This window comes from Pseudomonas sp. C27(2019), from assembly GCF_008807395.1.
GTDB lineage: Bacteria > Pseudomonadota > Gammaproteobacteria > Pseudomonadales > Pseudomonadaceae > Denitrificimonas.
This window is the reverse complement of the sequence record NZ_CP043320.1, coordinates 2,346,918-2,367,516: the sequence shown is the minus strand read 5'-3', so window position 1 is coordinate 2,367,516 and position 20,599 is coordinate 2,346,918. Positions and strand designations below refer to the sequence as shown.

At 49.7% G+C, this 20,599-nt stretch carries 19 protein-coding genes; 13 read left to right on the top strand and 6 right to left on the bottom strand.

The features are described from left to right. Positions 1 to 17: 17 nt before the first annotated feature. The 7 genes from murC to FXF61_RS10745 all read left to right on the top strand — a co-directional run bounded on the left by murC (position 18) and on the right by FXF61_RS10745 (position 8,189). A complete protein-coding gene (gene murC / locus FXF61_RS10775; protein ID WP_151186086.1) occupies positions 18 to 1,439 on the top strand; it encodes a UDP-N-acetylmuramate--L-alanine ligase in 1,422 nt (473 codons plus the stop codon). After that, positions 1,436 to 2,371 carry a D-alanine--D-alanine ligase gene (locus FXF61_RS10770; RefSeq protein ID WP_151185266.1) on the top strand — a complete coding sequence of 312 codons (936 nt, stop codon included), beginning with the start codon at positions 1,436 to 1,438 and terminating at the stop codon, positions 2,369 to 2,371. The genes murC and FXF61_RS10770 overlap by 4 nt, the downstream gene beginning before the upstream one ends. 4 nt (positions 2,372 to 2,375) lie before the next feature. Then, positions 2,376 to 3,227 carry a cell division protein FtsQ/DivIB gene (locus FXF61_RS10765; protein ID WP_151185265.1) on the top strand — a complete coding sequence of 284 codons (852 nt, stop codon included), beginning with the start codon at positions 2,376 to 2,378 and terminating at the stop codon, positions 3,225 to 3,227. A gap of 14 nt (positions 3,228 to 3,241) precedes the next feature. After that, positions 3,242 to 4,489: a cell division protein FtsA gene (gene ftsA / locus FXF61_RS10760; RefSeq protein WP_151185264.1), complete on the top strand. Its 1,248-nt coding sequence runs from the start codon at positions 3,242 to 3,244 to the stop codon at positions 4,487 to 4,489. Between the two features lie 51 nt (positions 4,490 to 4,540). Beyond that, positions 4,541 to 5,728, top strand: coding sequence for a cell division protein FtsZ (gene ftsZ / locus FXF61_RS10755; RefSeq protein WP_151185263.1), 1,188 nt, complete (start codon positions 4,541 to 4,543; stop codon positions 5,726 to 5,728). A 104-nt stretch (positions 5,729 to 5,832) separates the two neighbouring features. Next, on the top strand, positions 5,833 to 6,744 hold the full coding sequence (gene lpxC / locus FXF61_RS10750; protein WP_151185262.1) for a UDP-3-O-acyl-N-acetylglucosamine deacetylase: 912 nt from the start codon (positions 5,833 to 5,835) through the stop codon (positions 6,742 to 6,744). 194 nt (positions 6,745 to 6,938) lie between these two features. Beyond that, positions 6,939 to 8,189, top strand: a complete 1,251-nt coding sequence (locus FXF61_RS10745) for an acyl-CoA dehydrogenase family protein (RefSeq protein ID WP_151185261.1) — start codon at positions 6,939 to 6,941, stop codon at positions 8,187 to 8,189. 83 nt (positions 8,190 to 8,272) lie between these two features. Here the strand turns inward: FXF61_RS10745 and FXF61_RS10740 are convergent, their stop codons facing one another. After that, positions 8,273 to 9,550, bottom strand: a complete 1,278-nt coding sequence (locus FXF61_RS10740) for a uracil-xanthine permease family protein (RefSeq protein ID WP_151186085.1) — start codon at positions 9,548 to 9,550, stop codon at positions 8,273 to 8,275. Positions 9,551 to 9,556: 6 nt separating this feature from the next. Beyond that, entirely contained in the window at positions 9,557 to 10,195 is a 639-nt protein-coding gene (upp, locus tag FXF61_RS10735) for a uracil phosphoribosyltransferase (RefSeq protein ID WP_151185260.1), read from the bottom strand. A 142-nt stretch (positions 10,196 to 10,337) separates the two neighbouring features. Here upp and FXF61_RS10730 point away from each other — a divergent pair, with 142 nt between their 5' ends. Beyond that, the gene (locus tag FXF61_RS10730) at positions 10,338 to 10,895 is read left to right on the top strand and encodes a hypoxanthine-guanine phosphoribosyltransferase (RefSeq protein WP_151185259.1); all 558 of its coding nucleotides are present in this window, start codon (positions 10,338 to 10,340) and stop codon (positions 10,893 to 10,895) included. Between the two features lie 8 nt (positions 10,896 to 10,903). Here the strand turns inward: FXF61_RS10730 and FXF61_RS10725 are convergent, their stop codons facing one another. Further along, entirely contained in the window at positions 10,904 to 11,356 is a 453-nt protein-coding gene (locus FXF61_RS10725) for a DUF721 domain-containing protein (protein WP_151186084.1), read from the bottom strand. Between the two features lie 285 nt (positions 11,357 to 11,641). Between FXF61_RS10725 and secA the strand changes: the two genes are divergently transcribed. The 3 genes from secA (at position 11,642) to FXF61_RS10710 (ending at position 16,701) form a co-directional block, all read left to right on the top strand. Continuing rightward, entirely contained in the window at positions 11,642 to 14,380 is a 2,739-nt protein-coding gene (secA, locus tag FXF61_RS10720) for a preprotein translocase subunit SecA (RefSeq protein ID WP_151186083.1), read from the top strand. A 122-nt stretch (positions 14,381 to 14,502) separates the two neighbouring features. After that, positions 14,503 to 15,720, top strand: coding sequence for a bifunctional glutamate N-acetyltransferase/amino-acid acetyltransferase ArgJ (argJ, locus tag FXF61_RS10715; RefSeq protein ID WP_151185258.1), 1,218 nt, complete (start codon positions 14,503 to 14,505; stop codon positions 15,718 to 15,720). A gap of 30 nt (positions 15,721 to 15,750) precedes the next feature. Next, positions 15,751 to 16,701, top strand: coding sequence for a Nudix family hydrolase (locus tag FXF61_RS10710; RefSeq protein WP_151185257.1), 951 nt, complete (start codon positions 15,751 to 15,753; stop codon positions 16,699 to 16,701). On the opposite strand, the gene FXF61_RS10705 is transcribed toward FXF61_RS10710, so the two are convergent. Genes FXF61_RS10705 through FXF61_RS10695 form a run of 3 tightly spaced genes read right to left on the bottom strand, consistent with a single transcriptional unit; the run spans position 16,696 to position 19,205 of the window. Then, positions 16,696 to 17,274 carry a cob(I)yrinic acid a,c-diamide adenosyltransferase gene (locus FXF61_RS10705; RefSeq protein ID WP_151185256.1) on the bottom strand — a complete coding sequence of 193 codons (579 nt, stop codon included), beginning with the start codon at positions 17,272 to 17,274 and terminating at the stop codon, positions 16,696 to 16,698. The genes FXF61_RS10710 and FXF61_RS10705 overlap by 6 nt on opposite strands. A gap of 28 nt (positions 17,275 to 17,302) precedes the next feature. After that, a complete protein-coding gene (locus tag FXF61_RS10700; RefSeq protein WP_151185255.1) occupies positions 17,303 to 18,229 on the bottom strand; it encodes a 2-dehydropantoate 2-reductase in 927 nt (308 codons plus the stop codon). Between the two features lie 4 nt (positions 18,230 to 18,233). After that, positions 18,234 to 19,205 (bottom strand): diguanylate cyclase domain-containing protein, encoded by a 972-nt coding sequence (locus FXF61_RS10695; protein WP_151185254.1) that lies wholly within the window; start codon positions 19,203 to 19,205, stop codon positions 18,234 to 18,236. A 137-nt stretch (positions 19,206 to 19,342) separates the two neighbouring features. Here FXF61_RS10695 and FXF61_RS10690 point away from each other — a divergent pair, with 137 nt between their 5' ends. Together FXF61_RS10690 and FXF61_RS10685 are read left to right on the top strand one after the other, a co-directional pair. Continuing rightward, a complete protein-coding gene (locus tag FXF61_RS10690; RefSeq protein ID WP_151185253.1) occupies positions 19,343 to 19,822 on the top strand; it encodes a YajQ family cyclic di-GMP-binding protein in 480 nt (159 codons plus the stop codon). Between the two features lie 186 nt (positions 19,823 to 20,008). Then, positions 20,009 to 20,593 carry a YajG family lipoprotein gene (locus FXF61_RS10685; RefSeq protein ID WP_151185252.1) on the top strand — a complete coding sequence of 195 codons (585 nt, stop codon included), beginning with the start codon at positions 20,009 to 20,011 and terminating at the stop codon, positions 20,591 to 20,593. The last annotated feature ends 6 nt before the right edge of the window (positions 20,594 to 20,599 follow it).

The window sequence follows — 20,599 nt, the reverse complement described above, 5'->3', positions numbered from 1 at the left end:
AGCCCACATCCGCAGAAATGCGCCGTATGCGCCGTATTCGTCGTATCCATTTTATTGGTATTGGCGGCACCGGTATGTGCGGTATCGCTGAAGTGTTACGCAACCTTGGCTACGAAGTCTCAGGCTCAGATTTAAAGCCTTCTGCGGTGACCGAGCGTTTGCAAAGTTTAGGCGTACAGGTAGTGTTTGGTCACCATGCTGAAAACGTTGAACACGCCGATGTATTGGTGGTGTCGAGTGCGATTAACCCATCCAACCCTGAAGTGGCGCGCGGCTTAGAGCGTCGTATTCCGGTGGTGCCACGCGCTGAGATGCTGGCTGAATTGATGCGCTATCGCCATGGTATTGCGGTGGCGGGTACTCACGGTAAAACCACCACCACAAGTTTACTTGCGTCTGTCTTTGCTGCAGCTGGCCTAGATCCAACCTTTGTGATTGGTGGTCGTTTAAATGCAGCGGGCAGTAATGCGCAGCTGGGAGCTGGGTGTTATTTGATTGCCGAAGCGGATGAAAGTGATGCCAGCTTCTTGCATCTACAGCCTATGGTTTCGGTGGTCACTAACATTGATGCCGACCATATGAGCACCTATGGCGGTGACTTTAATAAGCTGAAAAAGACCTTTGTGGATTTTCTGCACAACTTACCTTTTTATGGTTTGGCCGTGCTCTGTGTTGATGATCCATCGGTGCGCGATATAGCTAAGCAAGTCAAACGCCCGATGATCACCTATGGCTTCTCGGACGATGCCGATTTGCGTGCAATTGATGTCTCACAAGAGGGTATGCGCACCTCCTTTACCGTGCTGCGTAAGGGCCGTCAGCCGCTGCCGGTTGCGGTCAATATGCCGGGTAAACATAACGTTTTGAATGCGCTAGCAACCATTGCCATTGCCACCGATGAAGGCATTGCTGACTCCGCTATTATTGCCGGTCTGTCGGGCTTCCAAGGTGTGGGGCGGCGCTTTCAGATGTACGGTGAGCTGCCGGTAGAGGGCGGTAGCGTGATGTTAGTGGATGATTATGGCCATCATCCCAGTGAAGTTGCTGCAGTGATTAAAGCAGTACATGACGGCTGGCCAGGACGACGTTTAGTCATGGTCTATCAGCCGCACCGCTATAGCCGTACCCGTGACTTGTATGAAGATTTTGTCCAAGTGCTGGGCGAAACCAATGTCTTGCTGCTGTTGGAAGTGTATCCAGCCGGAGAAGAGCCGATTCCAGGTGCCGGCAGTCGTCAACTGTGTCATAGCATTCGCCAGCGTGGCCGTCTTGATCCTTTACACGTGGAACGTGGCGCAGAACTCGCACCTTTATTAAAACCCTTGCTGCAGCCGGGTGACATTTTGTTATGCCAAGGCGCAGGTGATGTTGGCGGCATTGCGCCGAGTTTAATCAAGCATCCGTTATTTGCTGGTACTGCTCAGGAGGTACAGCAATGAGTCAGGCTTTTGATGTTAACGCCTTCGGTCGTGTTGCCGTGCTGTATGGCGGGCGCAGTGCAGAGCGTGAGGTTTCTCTGAAGTCTGGTGCGGCTGTGTTAGCTGCATTGCAGGCCGCAGGTGTCGATGCGTTTGCTATTGATGTGGGTGATGACCTGTTGGCGCGTTTGTGTGCAGAGCAGATTGATCGTGCTTTTATCGTGCTACATGGGCGCGGTGGCGAAGATGGAACCGTCCAGGGTTTGCTGGAGTGCGCAGGCATTCCTTATACCGGCAGCGGTGTTCTGGCATCGGCTTTAGCTATGGATAAATTGCGCACCAAGCAAATTTGGCACAGCGTTGGCCTACCCACCCCGCGCCATGCAGTTCTTACTAGCGAGCAAGATTGTCAGCAGGCTGCGCAAGATTTGGGTTTTCCATTGATTGTTAAGCCAGCCAGCGAAGGCTCTAGTATTGGCATGGCCAAGGTTGATGATGTAGATGCTTTATTAGCGGCTTGGCAAGCAGCACGTCAGTTTGACTCGCACGTGTTGGTTGAGCAGTGGATCTCGGGCCCAGAATTTACCGTGGCAATGCTAGCTGGTGACGTATTGCCACCGATTCGCTTAGCAACGAATAACGCTTTTTATGATTATGACGCTAAGTATTTATCCAATGAGACTCAGTATCAGATTCCTTGTGGTTTAGATGCAGTGAAGGAAACTGAGTTGCGAGCGCTCGCCGCGCGCGCCTGCCAAACACTCGGTGTGACGGGTTGGGGGCGAGCGGATGTGATGCAAGACGCACAGGGCAATTTTTGGCTGCTTGAAGTTAACACTGTACCGGGTATGACCGACCACAGTTTGGTGCCCATGGCTGCGCAGGCAGCGGGTTTAGATTTTCAAGCGTTAGTGCTGAGTATTTTAGCCAGCACAGTACAGGCGCGAGGTTAGCACTGTGAATAAAGTACAGCGGCACGCTAAGACTGCACCTCGACGTGGGGCGACGCGACAAGCGCCTGCACGTGGAGCGCGTCGTGCTGCTGTGCGCAAAACGCCAGGCCAGTGGTTCAAGCGAATCTGGAGTGTTTGCAGTTTTGCTGCCTTGGCTGGCTTAGTGGTAGCGGCAGCGTTGAATGCTGAGCGGGGCTGGCAGTTGCTTAAGCCGCATGTCAATCCGCCTATTTCGACAGTACGTGTATTGGGCGACTTAACCGCAAAAAATCGGCTGGCAGTGCAAAAAAAATCAATGACCTACAGCACAGGGTCGTTTTTTTCTGTGGATATTGCTGCTGTGCGTGGTGCCGTTGAAGAGTTGCCGTGGGTGGCCAGCGCTGAAGTGAGCCGAATTTGGCCAGACCAATTGCAGGTCATCATCCAAGAGCAGTTGCCGGTCGCACGCTGGGGTAAGGATGCTTTACTCAGCACGCAAGGTTATTTGTTTCTGACTCAGGATGTTGAAGCGTATGAGCACTTGCCGCAGTTGTTTGGCCCTAAAAATACGCAAACACGGGTGATGCAGCAGTATCTGACATTTAGCCAGGCGCTGCGTCCTTTGGGTTACTCAATAAAAGAGCTGGAAATGCGCGAGCGCGGCAGTTGGTTTGTGACTACGCAAACAGGTTTGCAGCTGCTGTTTGGGCGCGATCATTTGGTTGAGAAAGTCCGTCGTTTTGCAGTGGTGTATGAAAAACAGTTGAAACAACAGATTGATAAAATTGAACGGGTTGATTTGCGCTACGCCAATGGTTTGGCTGTTGCATGGCGCGCCCCGATTGAAAGTGAAACTACAGCAGTGGTGGCACAGTGAAGGAGAGAAAGTTAATGGCACATGAAAGTAACCACAACATGATTGTTGGTCTTGATATAGGCACCTCCAAGGTTGTGGCGTTGGTTGCCGAAGTCACTCCTGAAGGTGAGTTGAACATTATTGGTATCGGCACACATCCAACGCGCGGTTTGAAAAAAGGTGTGGTGATTAATATTGAGTCGACAGTGCAGTCGCTACAGCACGCTATTGATGAAGCGCAGGCTATGGCTGACTGCAATATTCATTCGGTATTTGTTGGTATTGCTGGCAGTCATATCCGTAGCCAAAACTCTGACGGGATTGTGGCAATCCGCAATCGCGAAGTCAGCTATGCGGATTTAGAGCGTGTGCTTGATGCTGCACAAGCGGTGGCGATTCCCTCCGATCAGAAAGTGCTGCATACCCTGGCACAGGATTATGTGATTGATAACCAAGAGGGCGTGCGTGAGCCGTTGGGAATGTCGGGTGTGCGTTTAGAGGCGCGCGTGCATGTGGTGACCTGTGCGGTGAACGCTTCACAAAATATTGAAAAGTGTGTCAGCCGCTGTGATTTACAGATTGAAGACATGATTCTTGAGCAGCTGGCTTCGGCCAGCTCGGTACTAACCGAAGATGAAATGGAATTGGGCGTGTGCTTGGTGGATATCGGCGGCGGTACTTCTGATATCGCAATTTTCACTGAAGGCGCAATTCGCCATACCGCCGTTATCCCCATTGCCGGTGATCAAGTCACCAATGATATCGCCATGGCATTGCGCACGCCGACCCAGTATGCCGAGCAAATCAAAATACGCTATGCCTGTGCGCTGGCGAAATTAGCAGGCCCTGGTGAGACGATTAAAGTCCCAAGCGTGGGTGATCGTGCGCCGCGCGAGCTGTCTCGACAAGCCTTAGCTGAGGTCGTTGAGCCGCGTTATGAGGAGTTATTCACATTAATTCTTACTGAGCTGCGCCGCAGTGGCTACGAGGACATGATTCCAGCCGGGATTGTGTTGACTGGTGGTACTGCAAAAATGGAAGGCGCTGTTGAATTGGCTGAAGAGATTTTCCATATGCCGGTGCGTTTAGGAGCGCCACACGGCATTAAAGGTGTCGGCGATGTCGCACTTAACCCTGTTTATTCAACCGCCGTTGGTTTGCTGATGTATGGACTGCGTAAGCAAACAGAGGGCGCTAATAGGCCAGGTGAAGGCTACGACCAAACAGAAGAAAAAACGCCAGTGTTTATACGTGTTAAACGCTGGTTACAAAATCAATTGTAATTAAAACACTCAGCGCAAGCTGAGCTATAACTAGAAAGTTAGGAGAGTGCTATGTTTGAATTAGTTGATCAGACTCCGCAGCGTGCTGTGATTAAGGTCATTGGTGTTGGTGGCGGCGGCGGTAATGCTGTAAACCACATGGTTGCGAGCAATATTGAGGGTGTGGAGTTCATTTGCGCCAATACTGACTCGCAAGCGTTACGTGATATTTCAGCACGTACCATCTTGCAGCTGGGCACTAACCTGACCAAAGGCTTAGGTGCAGGCACCAACCCTGAGGTCGGCCGCAAAGCCGCAGAAGAAGACCGTGAGCGCATTGCTGAAGTATTGCAAGGCACAGACATGGTCTTTATTACCACCGGTATGGGTGGTGGTACAGGTACCGGTGCAGCGCCAATCATTGCCCAAGTGGCAAAAGAGCTAGGTATTCTAACGGTAGCAGTGGTGACACGCCCGTTCCCATTTGAAGGCCGTCGCCGTTTGCAAATTGCTGATGAAGGTATTCGCTTGTTGGCTGAACAGGTTGACTCGTTGATTATCATCCCAAATGAAAAACTACTGACTATTCTTGGTAAAGATGCCAGCCTGCTCTCTGCTTTTGCTAAAGCGGATGATGTTTTGGCCGGTGCTGTACGTGGTATTTCTGACATCATTAAGCGTCCGGGCATGATTAACGTTGACTTTGCTGACGTTAAAACAGTCATGAGCGAAATGGGCATGGCGATGATGGGAACTGGCTCGGCAACAGGCAGCAATCGTGCACGTGAAGCCACTGAGCAGGCGATTCGCAACCCATTGCTGGAAGATATTGCACTCAATGGCGCGCGTGGTATTTTGGTAAATATTACTGCAGGTCCAGACTTGTCGCTAGGCGAGTACGAAGAAGTGGGCAGCTTGATCGAAGCCTTTGCCAGCGATGAAGCGATGGTCAAAGTGGGTACAGTGATTGACCCAGATATGCGTGATGAATTGCATGTGACCGTAGTGGTTACTGGTTTAGATCCGCGTGTTGAGAAGCCAGTCAAAGTAGTCGATAACACCAGCACTATCAGGCTCAGCACTGCTGCACCAGTGATGGCACCATCGAGCGAAGAGGTTCAGGAGAGTGACTACAGGCAGTATGATCGTCCGACTGCTCAGCGCCGTTCTGGAAGTGCGGCAACTGCAAGTAAACCCAATCACCAAGAAGAGATGGACTACTTGGATATACCTGCGTTTTTACGACGTCAAGCGGATTGATTAAGGGCTGGGATTGCGAGTTGATTTCTTTATTCGTTCAGCATCTGTTAAGATGCGTCGAATTATTGAAACCTATTCGCAACCAGTATAGCGCGGCTTAAGTCATGATTAGACAACGCACCTTGAAAAATATTATCCGTGCCACTGGTATCGGTTTGCACTCAGGCGAGAAAGTTTACCTGACGTTGCGCCCGGCAGCAGTGGATACGGGTATTGTATTTCGCCGTATGGATTTAGATCCAATGGTTGAAATACCTGCTTTAGCAAAAAACGTCGGTGAAACCACGATGTCGACGACGCTCGTCAAAGATGGCGTGAAAGTGGATACAGTGGAACACTTATTATCTGCCATGGCGGGTCTGGGCATTGATAATGCTTACGTTGAGCTTTCTGCTTCTGAAGTGCCGATCATGGATGGTAGCGCTGGACCTTTTGTCTTTTTAATTCAGTCAGCTGGATTAGAAGAGCAAGACGCGCCTAAGAAATTTATTCGCATCTTACGTGAGGTCACAGTAGAAGACGGCGAGAAGCGCGCAACCTTTTTGCCATTCGAAGGCTTTAAAGTTGGCTTTGAGATTGAGTTTGATCACCCTGTATTTGAGGGGCGTACGCAAACGGCATGTGTAGATTTTTCTAGCACATCCTTTGTCAAGGAAGTCAGTCGTGCACGCACTTTTGGCTTTATGCGTGACATTGAGTTTTTGCGTACCCATAACTTGGCTCTTGGCGGCAGCGTTGATAATGCGATTGTGGTTGATGAGACATCAGTGCTTAATGAAGACGGCCTGCGCTATGAGGACGAGTTTGTTAAACACAAGATTCTTGATGCCATTGGCGACTTATACCTGCTAGGCAAGAGTTTAATTGGTGAATTCCGCGGCTATAAGTCCGGGCATGCACTGAACAACTTACTGCTTAGAACCCTGCTTGAGCAACCAGATGCTTGGGAAGTGGTCACCTTTGCAGATGCAAGCACAGCTCCTATTTCCTATATGCGCCCAGCTGCGGCGGTATAGGACCAGTGTTTATCTTAAACCACCCGAATGGGTGGTTTTTTTTGTTTAGATATTGTTGATTGATAAAAATAACACTCTATTATTGATTTTAATGATAATAGTGGTTCATTAAAATCAATAGAACTTCAGCTTGACGTGCACCTCACCTAATCTCTCTGCAACGCCTGAGCACACCGGCACTTTTGGAGGATTATATGGATTTTTCTTATAGCGAAAAAACCCAAGCATTACGCAATCAGTTACGTGATTTTATGGATCAGCACGTGGTGCCGCGCATTGGTGCATGGCAGCAAGAGGTTGCTGACGGTATTTACCCTGTTTCCTTTATGGATGACTTAAAAGCCTTAGCTCGCTCTGAAGGGTTATGGAATTTGTTTTTACCTTCATTACAGGCTGATGAGCCAGGCCAGGGTTTGAGTAATATTGAATACGCACCTTTGGCTGAGATTATGGGGCGTGTCAGTTGGGCCTCGGAAGTGTTCAATTGCAATGCGCCAGATACCGGCAACATGGAGTTGCTGCATATGTTTGCTACTCCAGAGCAGCGTGAGCAATGGCTAAATCCTTTGCTGGAAGGCGAAATCCGTTCAGCTTTTGCCATGACTGAACCCGATGTTGGTTCGTCTGATGCCAGTAATATCCAGACATTGATCCGTCGCGAAGGCGATGAGTATGTGATCAATGGCCGTAAGTGGTTTATTACCAATGCTTCGCATCCTAATTGTACGTTTATGATAGTGATGGGTAAAACTGATCCTGATGGTGATGCTAAGCGTCAACAAAGCATGGTTATCGTGCCGATGGACACGCCGGGTGTGATCGTTGAGCGCAATATTGCGGTGATGAATCACATTGCTCCCGAGGGGCACAGTGAAATAGTGCTGCGCAACGTGCGTGTACCAGCGGCGAACTTATTAGGCCAAGAAGGCGATGGTTTTATGATGGCGCAAGCACGCTTGGGCCCAGGGCGCGTACACCATTGCATGCGTTCGATTGGTATGGCTGAGCTGGCGCTGGAGTTGATGGTGGAACGTTCGCAAGAACGCAAAACCTTTGGCCGTTATTTGCATCAGCATGGCAGTGTTTCAGAATGGATTGCGCGCTCACGGATGGAAATTGAGCAAGCCCGTTTGTTGGTGCTAAAAACCGCGTGGATGATTGACAAGGTTGGAGCGCGTGCGGCCCGCAAAGAAATTGCCATGATTAAAGCGGTGATCCCAGCTATGCACACGCAGGTGGTTGATCGTGCCATCCAAGTCTTTGGTGCAATGGGTTTAACCCCTGACACACCTCTAGCTGACTTGTGGATTGGTGGGCGTTGCTTACGTTTTGCTGATGGCCCAGACGAGGTGCATTTGCGCAGTATCGCGCGAATGGAGTTACGTGACAGCGAGGAGAAGCGCGGGCATACCTCTGCCTACCTGACGCCGCCTGAGCGCAGTTAAGCACAGCCTGCTACAACGCAAACAGCCCTGCATCGACAGGGCTGTTTGTTATGGCGCAGTTGCTTGTTATTTATGGTGTTTATTTAATACAGGGGCGTGGCATCCTCGCCGTCTTCGGGCAGTTTACTTTTCCAGCCCTTATTGCCCGGCAGTATCAGGTTGAGCAATAGAGCAATCACTGCACATAAGGAAATGCCAGACAAGGTGAAATCGCCACTGCCAATGCTCATGCCGCCAATGCCAAACACAAGGGTAACCGAGACAATAATTAAGTTGCGCGCTTCGGATAAATCCACTTGGTTACGGATTAAGGTATTGAGCCCAACCACCGCAATGGAACCAAATAGCAGGCATAAAATCCCACCCATCACTGGCACTGGAATGCTTTGCAGTGCTGCGCCAAACTTGCCGATAAAGGCCAAAGCTATAGCAAAAAACGCAGCCCACGTCATGATCACTGGGTTGTAGTTCTTGGTCAGCATCACCGCGCCTGTGACTTCTGCGTAAGTAGTATTGGGCGGTCCGCCAAACATACCAGCAGTGGTAGTAGCTAAGCCATCGCCCAGTAAGGTGCGGTGCAAGCCAGGGTTCTTAATGTAGTTTTGTCCGGTGACACTGCCTACCGCAATCACACCACCGATATGCTCAATGGCAGGCGCTAGCGCGACCGGCAACATAAACAAAATCGCACCAAGGTGAAACTCTGGGGCAACAAAGGCCGGCAAGGCAAACCAAGGCGCAAGGCCAATGGCTTCAGCACTGACTTGGCCTAAAATGATTGAGAGCGTACAGCCAACAATAATTCCAGCCAAAATAGGCACTAACCGGAACAGGCCACGCGCTAGCGTGGCCACTGCAAGAGTGGTGATCAGGGCTGACATAGAAATGATCATTGCCGTGGGGTAGGCGATCAGCTGTGTCGCACCGTCGCCAGATTTACCCATGGCCATATTTACAGCGACCGGCGATAAAGCAAGACCGATACACATAATCACCGGCGCAATTACCACTGGCGGCAGCAGTTTGTCGATAAAGTTTGTGCCTTTGAGGCGTACCGCAGCGCTAAGCAGGATATACACCATACCTGACGCCATAATTGCGCCGAGCACTGCCGGTAAGCCAAAATTTGTTTTTGCATATAAAATAGGTGCAATAAAGGCAAAGCTTGAAGCAACAAAAACAGGGACTTGACGCTTAGTAACCAGCTGAAACACAAGTGTGCCGAGACCGGCGGTAAACAGCGCGACGTTTGGGTCCATACCCGTAATCAATGGCATCAGCACCAGCGCACCGAATGCTACAAAGAGCATTTGTGCGCCAGCTAGAGCCTGCCGCCAAGTCGGCTCAGGAGGATGAGACAGCATCGCTTAGCTCTCCTTTTGCTTGGTACCGAAAATCTTATCGCCAGCGTCACCTAAGCCGGGCACAATATAGCTGTTGCTGTCTAAACCTTGATCAATTGCTGCCGTGTAAATTGCTACATCAGGGTGTGCTTTACTTACCGCTTCAATGCCTTCTGGTGCGGCAACTAAAACCATTGCGCGGATTTCTTTACAGCCGGCTTTTTTCAGCAAGTCAATGGTGGCAATCATTGAGTTTCCGGTTGCCAGCATCGGATCAATGATTAATGACAGGCGCGAGGGCATATCAGGCGCAAGCTTTTCTAAGTAAGTGTGCGCTTTTAGCGTCTCTTCGTTACGGACTACGCCGACAGCACTGACTTTGGCGCCTGGAACTAAGCTTAATACGCCTTCTAGCATGCCGATACCGGCGCGCAAAATAGGTACGATAGTGATTTTTTTACCAGAAATTTTCTCAACCTCGACCTGACCGCTCCAGCCATCAATAGAGTAGGTTTCTAAGGGTAAGTCTTTAGTTGCTTCGTAAGTCAGCAGTGTGCCGAGTTCTTGCGCCAATTCGCGAAAGTTTTTTGTGCTGATATCAGCGCGACGCATTAAACCGAGTTTATGGCGAATCAAAGGGTGACGAATTTCATGGGCGGGCATGAAAAGCTCCAAAAGCTAAAAAGTAGGCACATAGATTAAACGAAATTAGGGCAAAACGGCACTTTGTTTGCTATCAATACTTGCCCTAATGGCTCTGTAGCAGTACCTTTTGCGCCTTAATTACTAAACAAAGAGCTCTGTGATGTCTGCAAATCTTGAACATATCCAGCAAGTCATGGCTGAGGCCGATATTTTATTCACTGCTGAAGAGGTGCAAGCGGCGGTTGAGCAGGTTGCTGAGCAGATCAATCAGCGGTTGTGTAACAGCAATCCTGTGGTGTTTTGCGTGATGAATGGTGGTTTGGTTTTTTCCGGTAATTTGCTGGCCAAACTAACCTTTCCTTTAGAGCAGTCGTACCTGCATGCCAGCCGTTACCGCAATCAAACCAGTGGTGGTGAGTTGTTCTGGAAAGCTAAGCCAGAAATATCTTTTATGGATCGCGAAGTGCTGATCATTGACGATATTCTTGATGAAGGGCATACCCTGTCAGCGATTATCGAGTTTTGTAAGCATGCTGGCGCCAGCAAAGTACACACTGCAGTACTGGTCGATAAGCTGCATGACCGTAAAGCCAGTGCCGACTTAAAAGCTGATTTTGTTGGCTTGCATTGTGAAGACCGCTACATATTTGGTTACGGTATGGACTATAAAGGCTACTGGCGTAATTCTGCTGCCATTTATGCTGTTAAAGGTATGTAGCGCAGGGGTTATGGCTTTTTAGCGTGTTGTGCTAAGCGCTGCAGTGCTTCGCGTAAAACTGGATCTTGAGTTGCATCGGCGCTGGCCTGAATGGTTTGGCCAGCCTGTTCTGAGAGTTTGATGCTGCGTGTTGGTGCTTTTTCAGCCTGGATGGGCGGGCGAACTTTAAACTGCAAGCGCACAATCTCGCTAAACTCAGCTAAGCCTTGTAGCTGTTTGAGTAGACGTTTTTGCTGATAGCGCAAGCGTGTGGCCCAGTTGCCATCAGTGACAATTAAGCTGAGGATGCCGGCGTGGTAGGTGGCTATGTGACAATGCTCACGTGCTGCGGGCTGTAAAAACTGGTTGAGCAGTTGCTGTAAATGATCAGTTGCCTGCGCGCGCGCCATTAAACGTTGTAGAGTGACGCTACTTTGCAAAACATTGTGGCTCTGTTGCGCTTTAATCGGGCGGTAGCTCATTGCTGGCCTCATAAAAAATAAACTCCTCACGACACAGGCTTTATAGTTTCTGCCAAAGTACGCTTGAAATATACGATGGTCAGCACCATGTCATACAGACAGTATAGCCTACAAAAAAACAGTGATTACCGCTGAGGGATTTATATTTAGAGCAGTCCTGCCTTGACTTGTTGATTAAGTCTACTTTATTCAGCAGCAAATACAGGTAGAATAGTTTTTTTGTGCGGGTGAGTAGAGTATGACTTACGCGCCTTCACCCCCCCAAAAATGGAAGCGTTATTAATTATGTTTGCGCCTTTATTCAGAAAACTCCTTGGAAGCAAGAACGACCGTGATATCAAACGCATGTATAAAACGGTTAACACCGTTAATGCGCTTGAAGAGAAAATGGTGGCGCTATCTGACGAGCAATTACAAGCTAAAACTGGTGAGTTTCGTGAGCGTTTAGCGGGTGGGGAAAGTCTTAATAAACTCTTACCTGAAGCCTTTGCCGTAGTGCGCGAAGCAGGTAAGCGCGTGATGGGCATGCGTCACTTTGATGTTCAGCTCATTGGTGGACAGACGTTGCATGAAGGCAAGATTGCTGAAATGCGTACCGGTGAAGGTAAAACCTTAGTCGCAACACTGGCTGTGTATCTCAATGCCTTACCTGGCAAAGGTGTGCACGTGGTGACGGTCAACGACTACCTAGCGCGTCGTGATGCGAACTGGATGCGTCCTCTGTATGAATTTTTAGGCTTGACGGTTGGCGTAGTCGTGCCGTTCCAAGATCCGGACGAAAAGCGTGCAGCCTATGCCAGTGATATCACCTACGGTACCAATAACGAGTTTGGCTTTGATTACCTGCGCGATAACATGGCGTTTAGCATAGAAGATAAGTTCCAGCGCGAGTTGAACTTTGCCGTGATTGATGAGGTTGACTCAATCTTAATTGATGAGGCGCGCACGCCTTTAATTATTTCAGGTCAGGCTGAGGACAGTTCCGAGCTGTATAAGAAAATCAATCTGATTATTCCTACCCTAAAGCGCCAGCTTGAGGATGAGGAAGGTGAAGTGCTGGAAGAAGGGCATTACACCATTGATGAAAAGACACGCCAAGTTGAACTCAATGAAGCCGGTCACCAGTACATCGAAGAAAAACTGACCAAAATCGGTTTGCTGGCTGAAGATGAGTCGCTGTATTCGTCTAGCAACCTAAGCTTGCTGACGCACGTCAACGCAGGTTTGCGTGCACATACTTTGTTTAATCGTAACGTTGAATACATTTTGCAAGATGGGCAAGTGGTACTGGTTGATGAACACACGGGCCGTACTATGCATGGTCGCCGCTTGTCAGAAGGTTTGCACCAAGCCATTGAAGCCAAAGAAGGTGTGCATATTCAACCTGAAAGCCAGACTTTAGCTTCTACAACCTTCCAAAACTATTTCCGTTTGTATGAAAAGCTCTCCGGTATGACCGGTACCGCGGATACTGAAGCCTTTGAGTTTCGTCAGATTTATGGTCTGGACGTTACTGTTATCCCGACGCACCGTAAAGTGGCACGTAAAGATTTCAATGATTTGGTGTTCTTAACCCAGCCGGAAAAATACGCGGCGATTATTGAAGATATTCGTCAGTGCCAAGAGCAAGGCCGTCCAGTCCTAGTCGGTACAGCATCGATTGAAAGCTCTGAGCATGTTTCTGGCGTGCTAACAGCTGAAGGCATTGAGCACAAGGTGCTTAACGCTAAACATCACGATTTAGAAGCTGACATCATTGCCCAAGCCGGTCGTCCTGGGGCAATCACCATTGCTACCAACATGGCTGGCCGTGGTACCGATATTGTTTTGGGCGGTAGCTGGGAAGCTCAGGTGGCTGCGCTAGAAAACCCCAATGAAGAACAAATTGCTGATATTAAAGCGGCTTGGCAAAAGAGCCATCAGCAGGTGATTGAAGCCGGCGGCTTGCACGTGATTGCCACTGAGCGCCATGAATCACGACGCATTGATAACCAGTTACGTGGCCGCTCCGGTCGTCAGGGTGACCCGGGTTCAACCCGTTTTTACTTGTCACTAGAAGATAGCCTGATGCGTATTTTCGCCTCTGACCGTGTTAAAAACTTTATGAAAGCTTTAGGCATGAAAGAAGGCGAGGCCATTGAGCATCGCATGGTCAGCAATGCCATTGAAAAAGCCCAGCGCAAAGTAGAAGGCCGTAACTTTGATATACGTAAGCAGTTGCTTGAGTATGATGATGTGGCCAACGAACAGCGTAAGGTTATCTACCACATGCGTAACACCTTGCTGTCATCCAATGACGTGGGTGATGTGGTGGCTGAATTTAGGCATGAAGTGCTAAGCAGTACCCTTGCCCAGTATATTCCGCCGCAGTCGTTGCCAGAGCAGTGGAATATTGCTGGGTTAGAAGAGGCTGTACAGGAAGGGTTCGGTACTCAATTGCCGATTCAGCAGTGGCTGGATGATGATGATTCTTTGTATGAAGACACCCTGCTCAAACGTATTCAGGAAGAAGTGGTTGCTGCTTATACTGAAAAAGAAACGCTGGTGGGTGCAGAAGGTTTACGCAGCTTTGAGAAGCAAATTATCCTGCGTGTCTTGGATGATTTGTGGAAAGAGCATTTAGCAGCGATGGATCACCTGCGCCATGGTATTCATTTGCGTGGTTATGCGCAGAAAAACCCCAAGCAAGAATACAAGCGCGAATCCTTTAACCTATTTCGTGATTTGCTTGAGGCAATCAAGCGTGATTCGATTCGTGTTCTATCCAATGTGCAGATTCGTAAAGAAGATCCAGAGGAAGAGCAAGCACGCTTACGTCAACAAGCGCAGGCTTTGGCTGAGCGGATGCAGTTCCAGCATGAAGAAGCAGGTGGCTTTGATGACAGCCAGGAGCAGGCACCAGCAGCAGCTGAGCCTGCCGCTGCAGTCACACAAGTGCGCTCAGAGCCGAAAATTGGCCGTAATGAGCCATGCACCTGTGGTTCAGGGAAAAAATATAAACATTGCTGTGGCCGTATCAGTTAATGCTTTAGCGCCACTTTAAGATTTTAAAGGGGTCGTTATTTGAGTTGTACGCCGTGCCAGAATGTTTCTGTGTGCGGCGTTTCTTTTAGCGCGTAGCGCATGAGTGGATTGGGAGAGATGTTATGGCGGTTGGCTTAGGTGATTTACCCGTATTGCACCCTGTTTGTGGTTTTGAGTTAGGTATTGCTAGCGCCGGTATCAAAAAGCCAGGTCGCCGTGATGTTGTGCTGATGCGCTGCGCTGAGGGCAGCAGCGTGGCTGGTGTGTACACGCAAAATGCGTTTTGTGCTGCTCCAGTGTTGCTGTGCAAGCAGCGTATGCAGTCCTCGCCACGTTACTTGGTGACCAATACCGGTAATGCTAATGCCGCAACTGGCGAGCTTGGCCTGCAGGCCGCTAATGCAGTCTGTCAGCAGTTGGCTGATCTGCTTGGCTGTTCTGTTGAGCAGATTTTACCCTTTTCCACTGGAGTAATTGGTGAGCCGCTGCCGGTTGATAAAATCAGTGCCGCTTTGCCAGTTGCGCTGAGTGATTTACGTGAGGATAACTGGGCGTTGGCGGCTGAAGGCATTATGACCACTGATACTCTGCCCAAGGGTGCCAGTGTGCAGTTCCAGCACAATGGCGTGACCCTCACGGTAACAGGGATCAGTAAAGGCGCAGGCATGATTCGTCCCAATATGGCGACCATGCTCGGCTATATCGCTACCGATGCAGCGGTGAGTCAGGATATTTTGCAAAATATTTTGCATGATGCGGCGAATAAATCCTTTAATCGCATCACTATTGATGGCGACACCTCTACCAACGATTCCTGTGTGCTGATCGCAACAGGGCAAGCCGCTGTTGAGCCTATTACAGAAGCGACAGGCGAGTTGTACGATGCTTTGCGCGCAGCGATTAACCAAGTGGCCATGCAATTGGCGCAAGCCATTGTGCGTGACGGTGAAGGTGCGACCAAGTTTGTTACCGTGCAAGTGCAAGGCGGCGCCACTCAGCAGGAGTGTCTGGATGTTGCTTATGCTGTAGCGCATTCGCCGCTGATTAAAACTGCTTTGTTTGCCTCTGATCCAAACTGGGGCCGCATTGTTGCAGCAATTGGCTATGCCGGTGTTAAGGACTTAGACACCGAGCAGGTCAATGTCTATCTTGATGATGTTTGTATTGTTGCTCGGGGCGGACGTGCTGCAAGTTATACCGAGGAGCAAGGTGCGGCAGTGATGCAGCAAGCAGAAATCTTGATTCGCATTGAGTTAGAGCGCGGTGGTTGCACAGAAACCATTTGGACCACGGATCTGTCCCATGAGTATGTGCGTATCAATGCTGAATACCGTTCTTAAAGTGTTGATCGCACAGCGGGCAGTGCGTACATGACTAAGCGTGTCCATGTGGTGGCTGCGCTGATTCGTAATGCTGAGCAGCAGATACTGCTGGCGCTGCGCCCAAGTGATAAACACATGGGCGGGCTGTGGGAGTTTCCTGGCGGTAAATGCGAAGCAGATGAAAGTCCGCAACAGGCATTAGCGCGTGAGCTGCATGAGGAGCTGGGGATTGTCATTGAAAATCCTCAGCCGCTGATTCAAGTGCGTCATGATTACCCCGATCTGCATGTGCTGTTGGATGTCTATGAAGTGCTTAACTTCGTTGGGCACGCTCATGGTGCTGAAGGCCAGCAGGTGCGTTGGGTTGCTCCTAGCGCGCTCGCTGATTATCAGTTTCCTGCGGCCAATTGCAGCATTGTTCGAGCGGCACAATTACCCCAGCAGTATTTGATCACGCCTGAGAGGCTCAGTCCGCAACAGCTCTATGCAGGCGTAGAGCTGGCGCTAGAGCGAGGCTGCAAGCTACTCCAGTTACGAGCCGCGCACTTGCCAGAAGCTGACTATAAAATACTGGCGCAGCGCTTGCAGGTACTGTGTGCAGGGCGCGCGCAGTTGATGCTGAAAGGTGATTTGGCCTGGCAGGCAGAGTTTCCACAAGCAGGTTGGCATTTAACGGCGCAGCAACTGCATGAGTTGGCCGGTCAAACGCGTCCTATAGCACGGGATCGTTGGTTGGCTGCATCCTGTCATAGTATCGAAGAGTTAGAGTTGGCTGCGGCGCTGCAGGTGGACTTTGTCACAGTCTCCCCCGTACTGCCGACACAGACCCATCCGGGTGCGGCTACTTTAGGCTGGGATGCTGCGCAAACATTACTGCGTCAGTTTAATGCACCAGTGTTCCTGCTGGGTGGTTTAACCCAGCAGGATATTGCTCGGGCCCGCTCTATTGGCGGGCAGGGTGTGGCGGGGATTCGTGGCTTTTGGCCGCTGACCTTATAGCGGTTTCTCTGCTGCTTGCCAGTGAATTTCAGCGCAGTCTTGGTATTGTGCAATCAAACGAGCTGCCACAAACAGCAGGTCAGATAGGCGGTTAATATAACCGAGCATTTCTGGGCGTAAGGCTTCACTGCTGTGCAAAGCCTGGCAACGACGTTCAGCATTACGGGCGCTGCTACGGCAGACATGCGCTTGCGCAATCAAATGTGAGCCGCCAGGCAAGATAAACTCTTTCAGCGGCCCCAGTAGCACATTCCATTGGTCAATCGCTTGTTCAATACGCGTGATTTCAGAGACGTGCAGTGCTTGGTAGTCTGGCATAGACAGCTCGCCACCCATGTCGAAAATGCGGTGCTGGCAGGGTGTTAATACGTCAATGACTTCTTGTAATTGCGTCACTTTTTTTTGCTGTTCTTGCAAGTCGGCTAGCAATAAGCCTAGCTGACTGTTGAACTCATCTAGCGCGCCAATCGCTTCAATGCGAGGGTGGCTTTTGTTGACTCTACGGCCATCGGCAAGACTGGTTTGTCCATCATCACCGGTGCGTGTGTATATTTTACTGAGTCGGTAGCCCATAGAAGCAATCTCCGTATTTAAGTGTATTTTAAGCGGTGGGTAGCCCGTGTACGCGTAAAGTATCTTGCAGTTGCGCATGCAAAGCGTGCAGGACAGGTGTGTAGCATTCTAGCGCGAGGCTTTGTGCACAAGCAAAGCCGCTAATATAACTGATTTCAGTACGACGCCGATTGAGCACGTCTTGGCGCATTGAGGACGAGTTGGCTGCTGTCTTATTAATCACCGTCCAAACTTGCTGCTGTAGATCCTGCGCGGCAGCCGACTGGCCAGCGCTGCACAGTAGCAGCTGTAGCTCATCACAGAGGCTATTGATCTGTGTTGGATGGCGGATTAGCTCGCCATTTAGACAGTTGTGGATCACTGTGAGCGAGTTGATTACGCAGTTGATGGCTAACTTGCGCCAGAGGTGCTCGCTAATATCGGGCGACCAGCTACAAGGAATAGCAGCAGCATTGTATGCTTCGAGTAAGCGTGTCGGTGCTGCGTGCGTTAAAGGTTGTAAATCGCCGAGCCAGCTATGGCCTGATCCTGCAAAGACGCTGTGAAAAGGCTCGGCTAGATAGGCGCCTTCTGTGCTGGATGCGGCAATACAACGAATATTGGGCAACAGGCTTTGAATGGCCTGCTGGCTGCCCAAGCCGTTTTGCAAGAGAATAACAATACTGTTGTGCCTCAGGCGCTGCTTGACTTGGGCAATGGCTGCTTCAGCATCGTAGGCTTTGCAGGCTAAAAGCAAATGCGCAATGGGCTGCGGGTCATCTGTGAGTTGTGCTGGGATGGGATAGTAGTGGCTGTGCATGCACTGCGCATCGCTGAGGCCCACGCCGCGGCTGGCAGTGTAGCGATGAAGGGCTTGTGTGTTGCGTAGAAGCAAATGTACTGCGTGCTGCTGGGCAGTTAAACGTGCAGCCCATAAACAGCCGAGGCTGCCAGCGCCTAAAATATGCCAGCTCATTGGTTTATTGCTGCAGTGGTAGATTCAAGCGCATGGCATCAATGCGGGCACTGCTGTAAGAGTTCGGCAGGTTTTTACTCGCTAAGCTCATAAGTTGATCAGCTGTGGTGGGCAGGGCTTTACTATTAAGCTCAATTAAACTAACTCCGATTTTGATGCTTATAAAGCCTTCGTTGGTTTTAAAAGACTTCATATTTAAACCGTCGTAGATGCGCTTGAAGCTGGCTGGTGAGAACTCCTGATGCTCGTTTATACGAGCAATTAAAGCGAAATGGTTACCATCTACGCGCACCAGTACATCAAGCGGGCGTATCAGCTGTTGCAGGCGTTGCGCAATGGAACGCAATAACTCCTTGTGGGTTGTGCGACCATAGGTTTGCGATAAAGTGGCCATATTCTCAACACCGATCAGTAAATAACATAGAGTGCCGCCGCGCGACTCAATTTGCTGTAAGTTTTTGCTGAGCATGTGCTTCAGGTGGCGTGGATTGCCTAAGCCGGTCAGAGGGTCAATGTGGTTGCGTGACTGCAAAAAGGTAAGGTTGCGGTTGAGCAATTGTTTTTCTTTGATAAGGCGAGTCAAGGTGCTGTAAATGCGGTCTGCAGCGTAGATGCGGGGCAGCAGTTGCTCGTTCATTGCGATTTTACTAATAAAGTCATCCACACCACGGTCAAAGGCTTCAGCTAGAGCGTTGTCGCCTTCTCTGCCGGTGAGTAAGATAATATAAGTGTAATGATCGTGCTGCTGATCATGTTGACGTACTTGCGCGGTAAGCTCAAGGCCGTCAGTTTCAGGCATCAACCAGTCAGCCAATAAAATGCCAGCAGGGCGCTCTTCCAGTAAGATCAATGCTTCAGCTGCACTGTTGGCAAAGCGTATGTCGGTATAGCCCGCGTGGTTTAGTGTGCGGCCTATCATGACGCTAGAAAACTTGGCATCATCAACAACAAGGATGCTCAGAAGAGAATTTCGCATAGCGGAACCATTTATGAGTAAAGCTGAAAAGCGAGCCGTAATAGGAAACCTTTATACATAGAGGCACATTGCAATGGCAAGTGCTCTTGTATGCAGTTGTGGTCATAATTTTAATGCAACCCATTTTGGAGGATACAATGCCCTCATTTGACGTCGTTTCAGAACTCAACGCTCACGAAGTGACCAATGCCATGGATAACGTTGCCAAAGAGCTTGAGCGCCGTTATGACTTGCGTGGTAAAGCAAGTGTTGAGTTTAAGGATAAAACGGTGACTTTAACTGCTGAAGCAGAGTTTATGTTAGAGCAGATGATTGAAATTATAAAAATGGCGCTGGTGAAGCGTAAAGTTGATATCCAGTGTTTGGAGTACAAGGACTCATATGGTTCAGGCAAGGTCGTGAAGCAAGAAATCGTGCTGCGCGAAGGAATTGATAAAGAGCTGGCGAAGAAAATTGTGGCTACGGTAAAAGAAGCTAAGCTTAAAGTGCAGGCGTCTATTCAGGGTGACCAGGTACGCATTACTGGTAAAAAGCGGGATGACTTGCAAGAGGCGATTGCTTTGTTACGCACAAAAGAGCTGGGCATGCCGCTGCAATTTGAAAACTTCAGAGATTGATCCTGCCAGTGTAAGTCTTTGTGTTTTGCGCTGGCTGTGCTGATAGTTGATACACCCACTGTGCGGTGCAGCCAGTTTTATCGATATAAATGAGGCGTTTTAGTCGATAGGGCCTTAAGCTGTGCAAGCATGCAGAGCTTGGTTAAAATTTGGCATATTCAAATAAGCTTTTAAAGGATCTAAATTATGTTGCGTTACGTATTAGTGGGTGCTGCCGTGGTGTTAACGGGGGTTCTATCAGGTTGCGGTTTAAGCCCGCAGCATTTACAACCAGAACCGCGCTTTACTGGGCAAGTGGTCGCTGTTGGGCAGGGCCAGCCAGTGACGGTACAGGTGAGTGATGCGCGCACCTCGCAAGTGATAGGCGCGCGTGGCGGACTGTATGCGCAGAGCAGCACTATTACTGTCAGTGAGCGCTCATTTTTACCGCGCTTACAAGCAGAAACCGATGCCGTTGTGCGTATGATGGGTTTTACTCCGATGCCTAGTGGTGTTGATAATCCACAGCTGAGCTTAAAACTTACTGAGTTGAGCTATCAGGCAGTAGAGAATGGTCCGCTTTCTAAAGAGGCGAGGCTTAATGCGGTGTATATGCTTGAAGTGAAAAATGGTACGCGTCGCTACAATGGCCGTTACGCGGCAACCATCACTCAAGGGTATGCTGCAGCACCAAATGAGCAAACCAATAACAAGTGGGTTAGCGAGGTGTTGAGCGAAGGATTGCAGCGTGTCTTCAAAGACCCTGCTATTGGTCAGTTGCTAGCAGAGTAGGCGTGC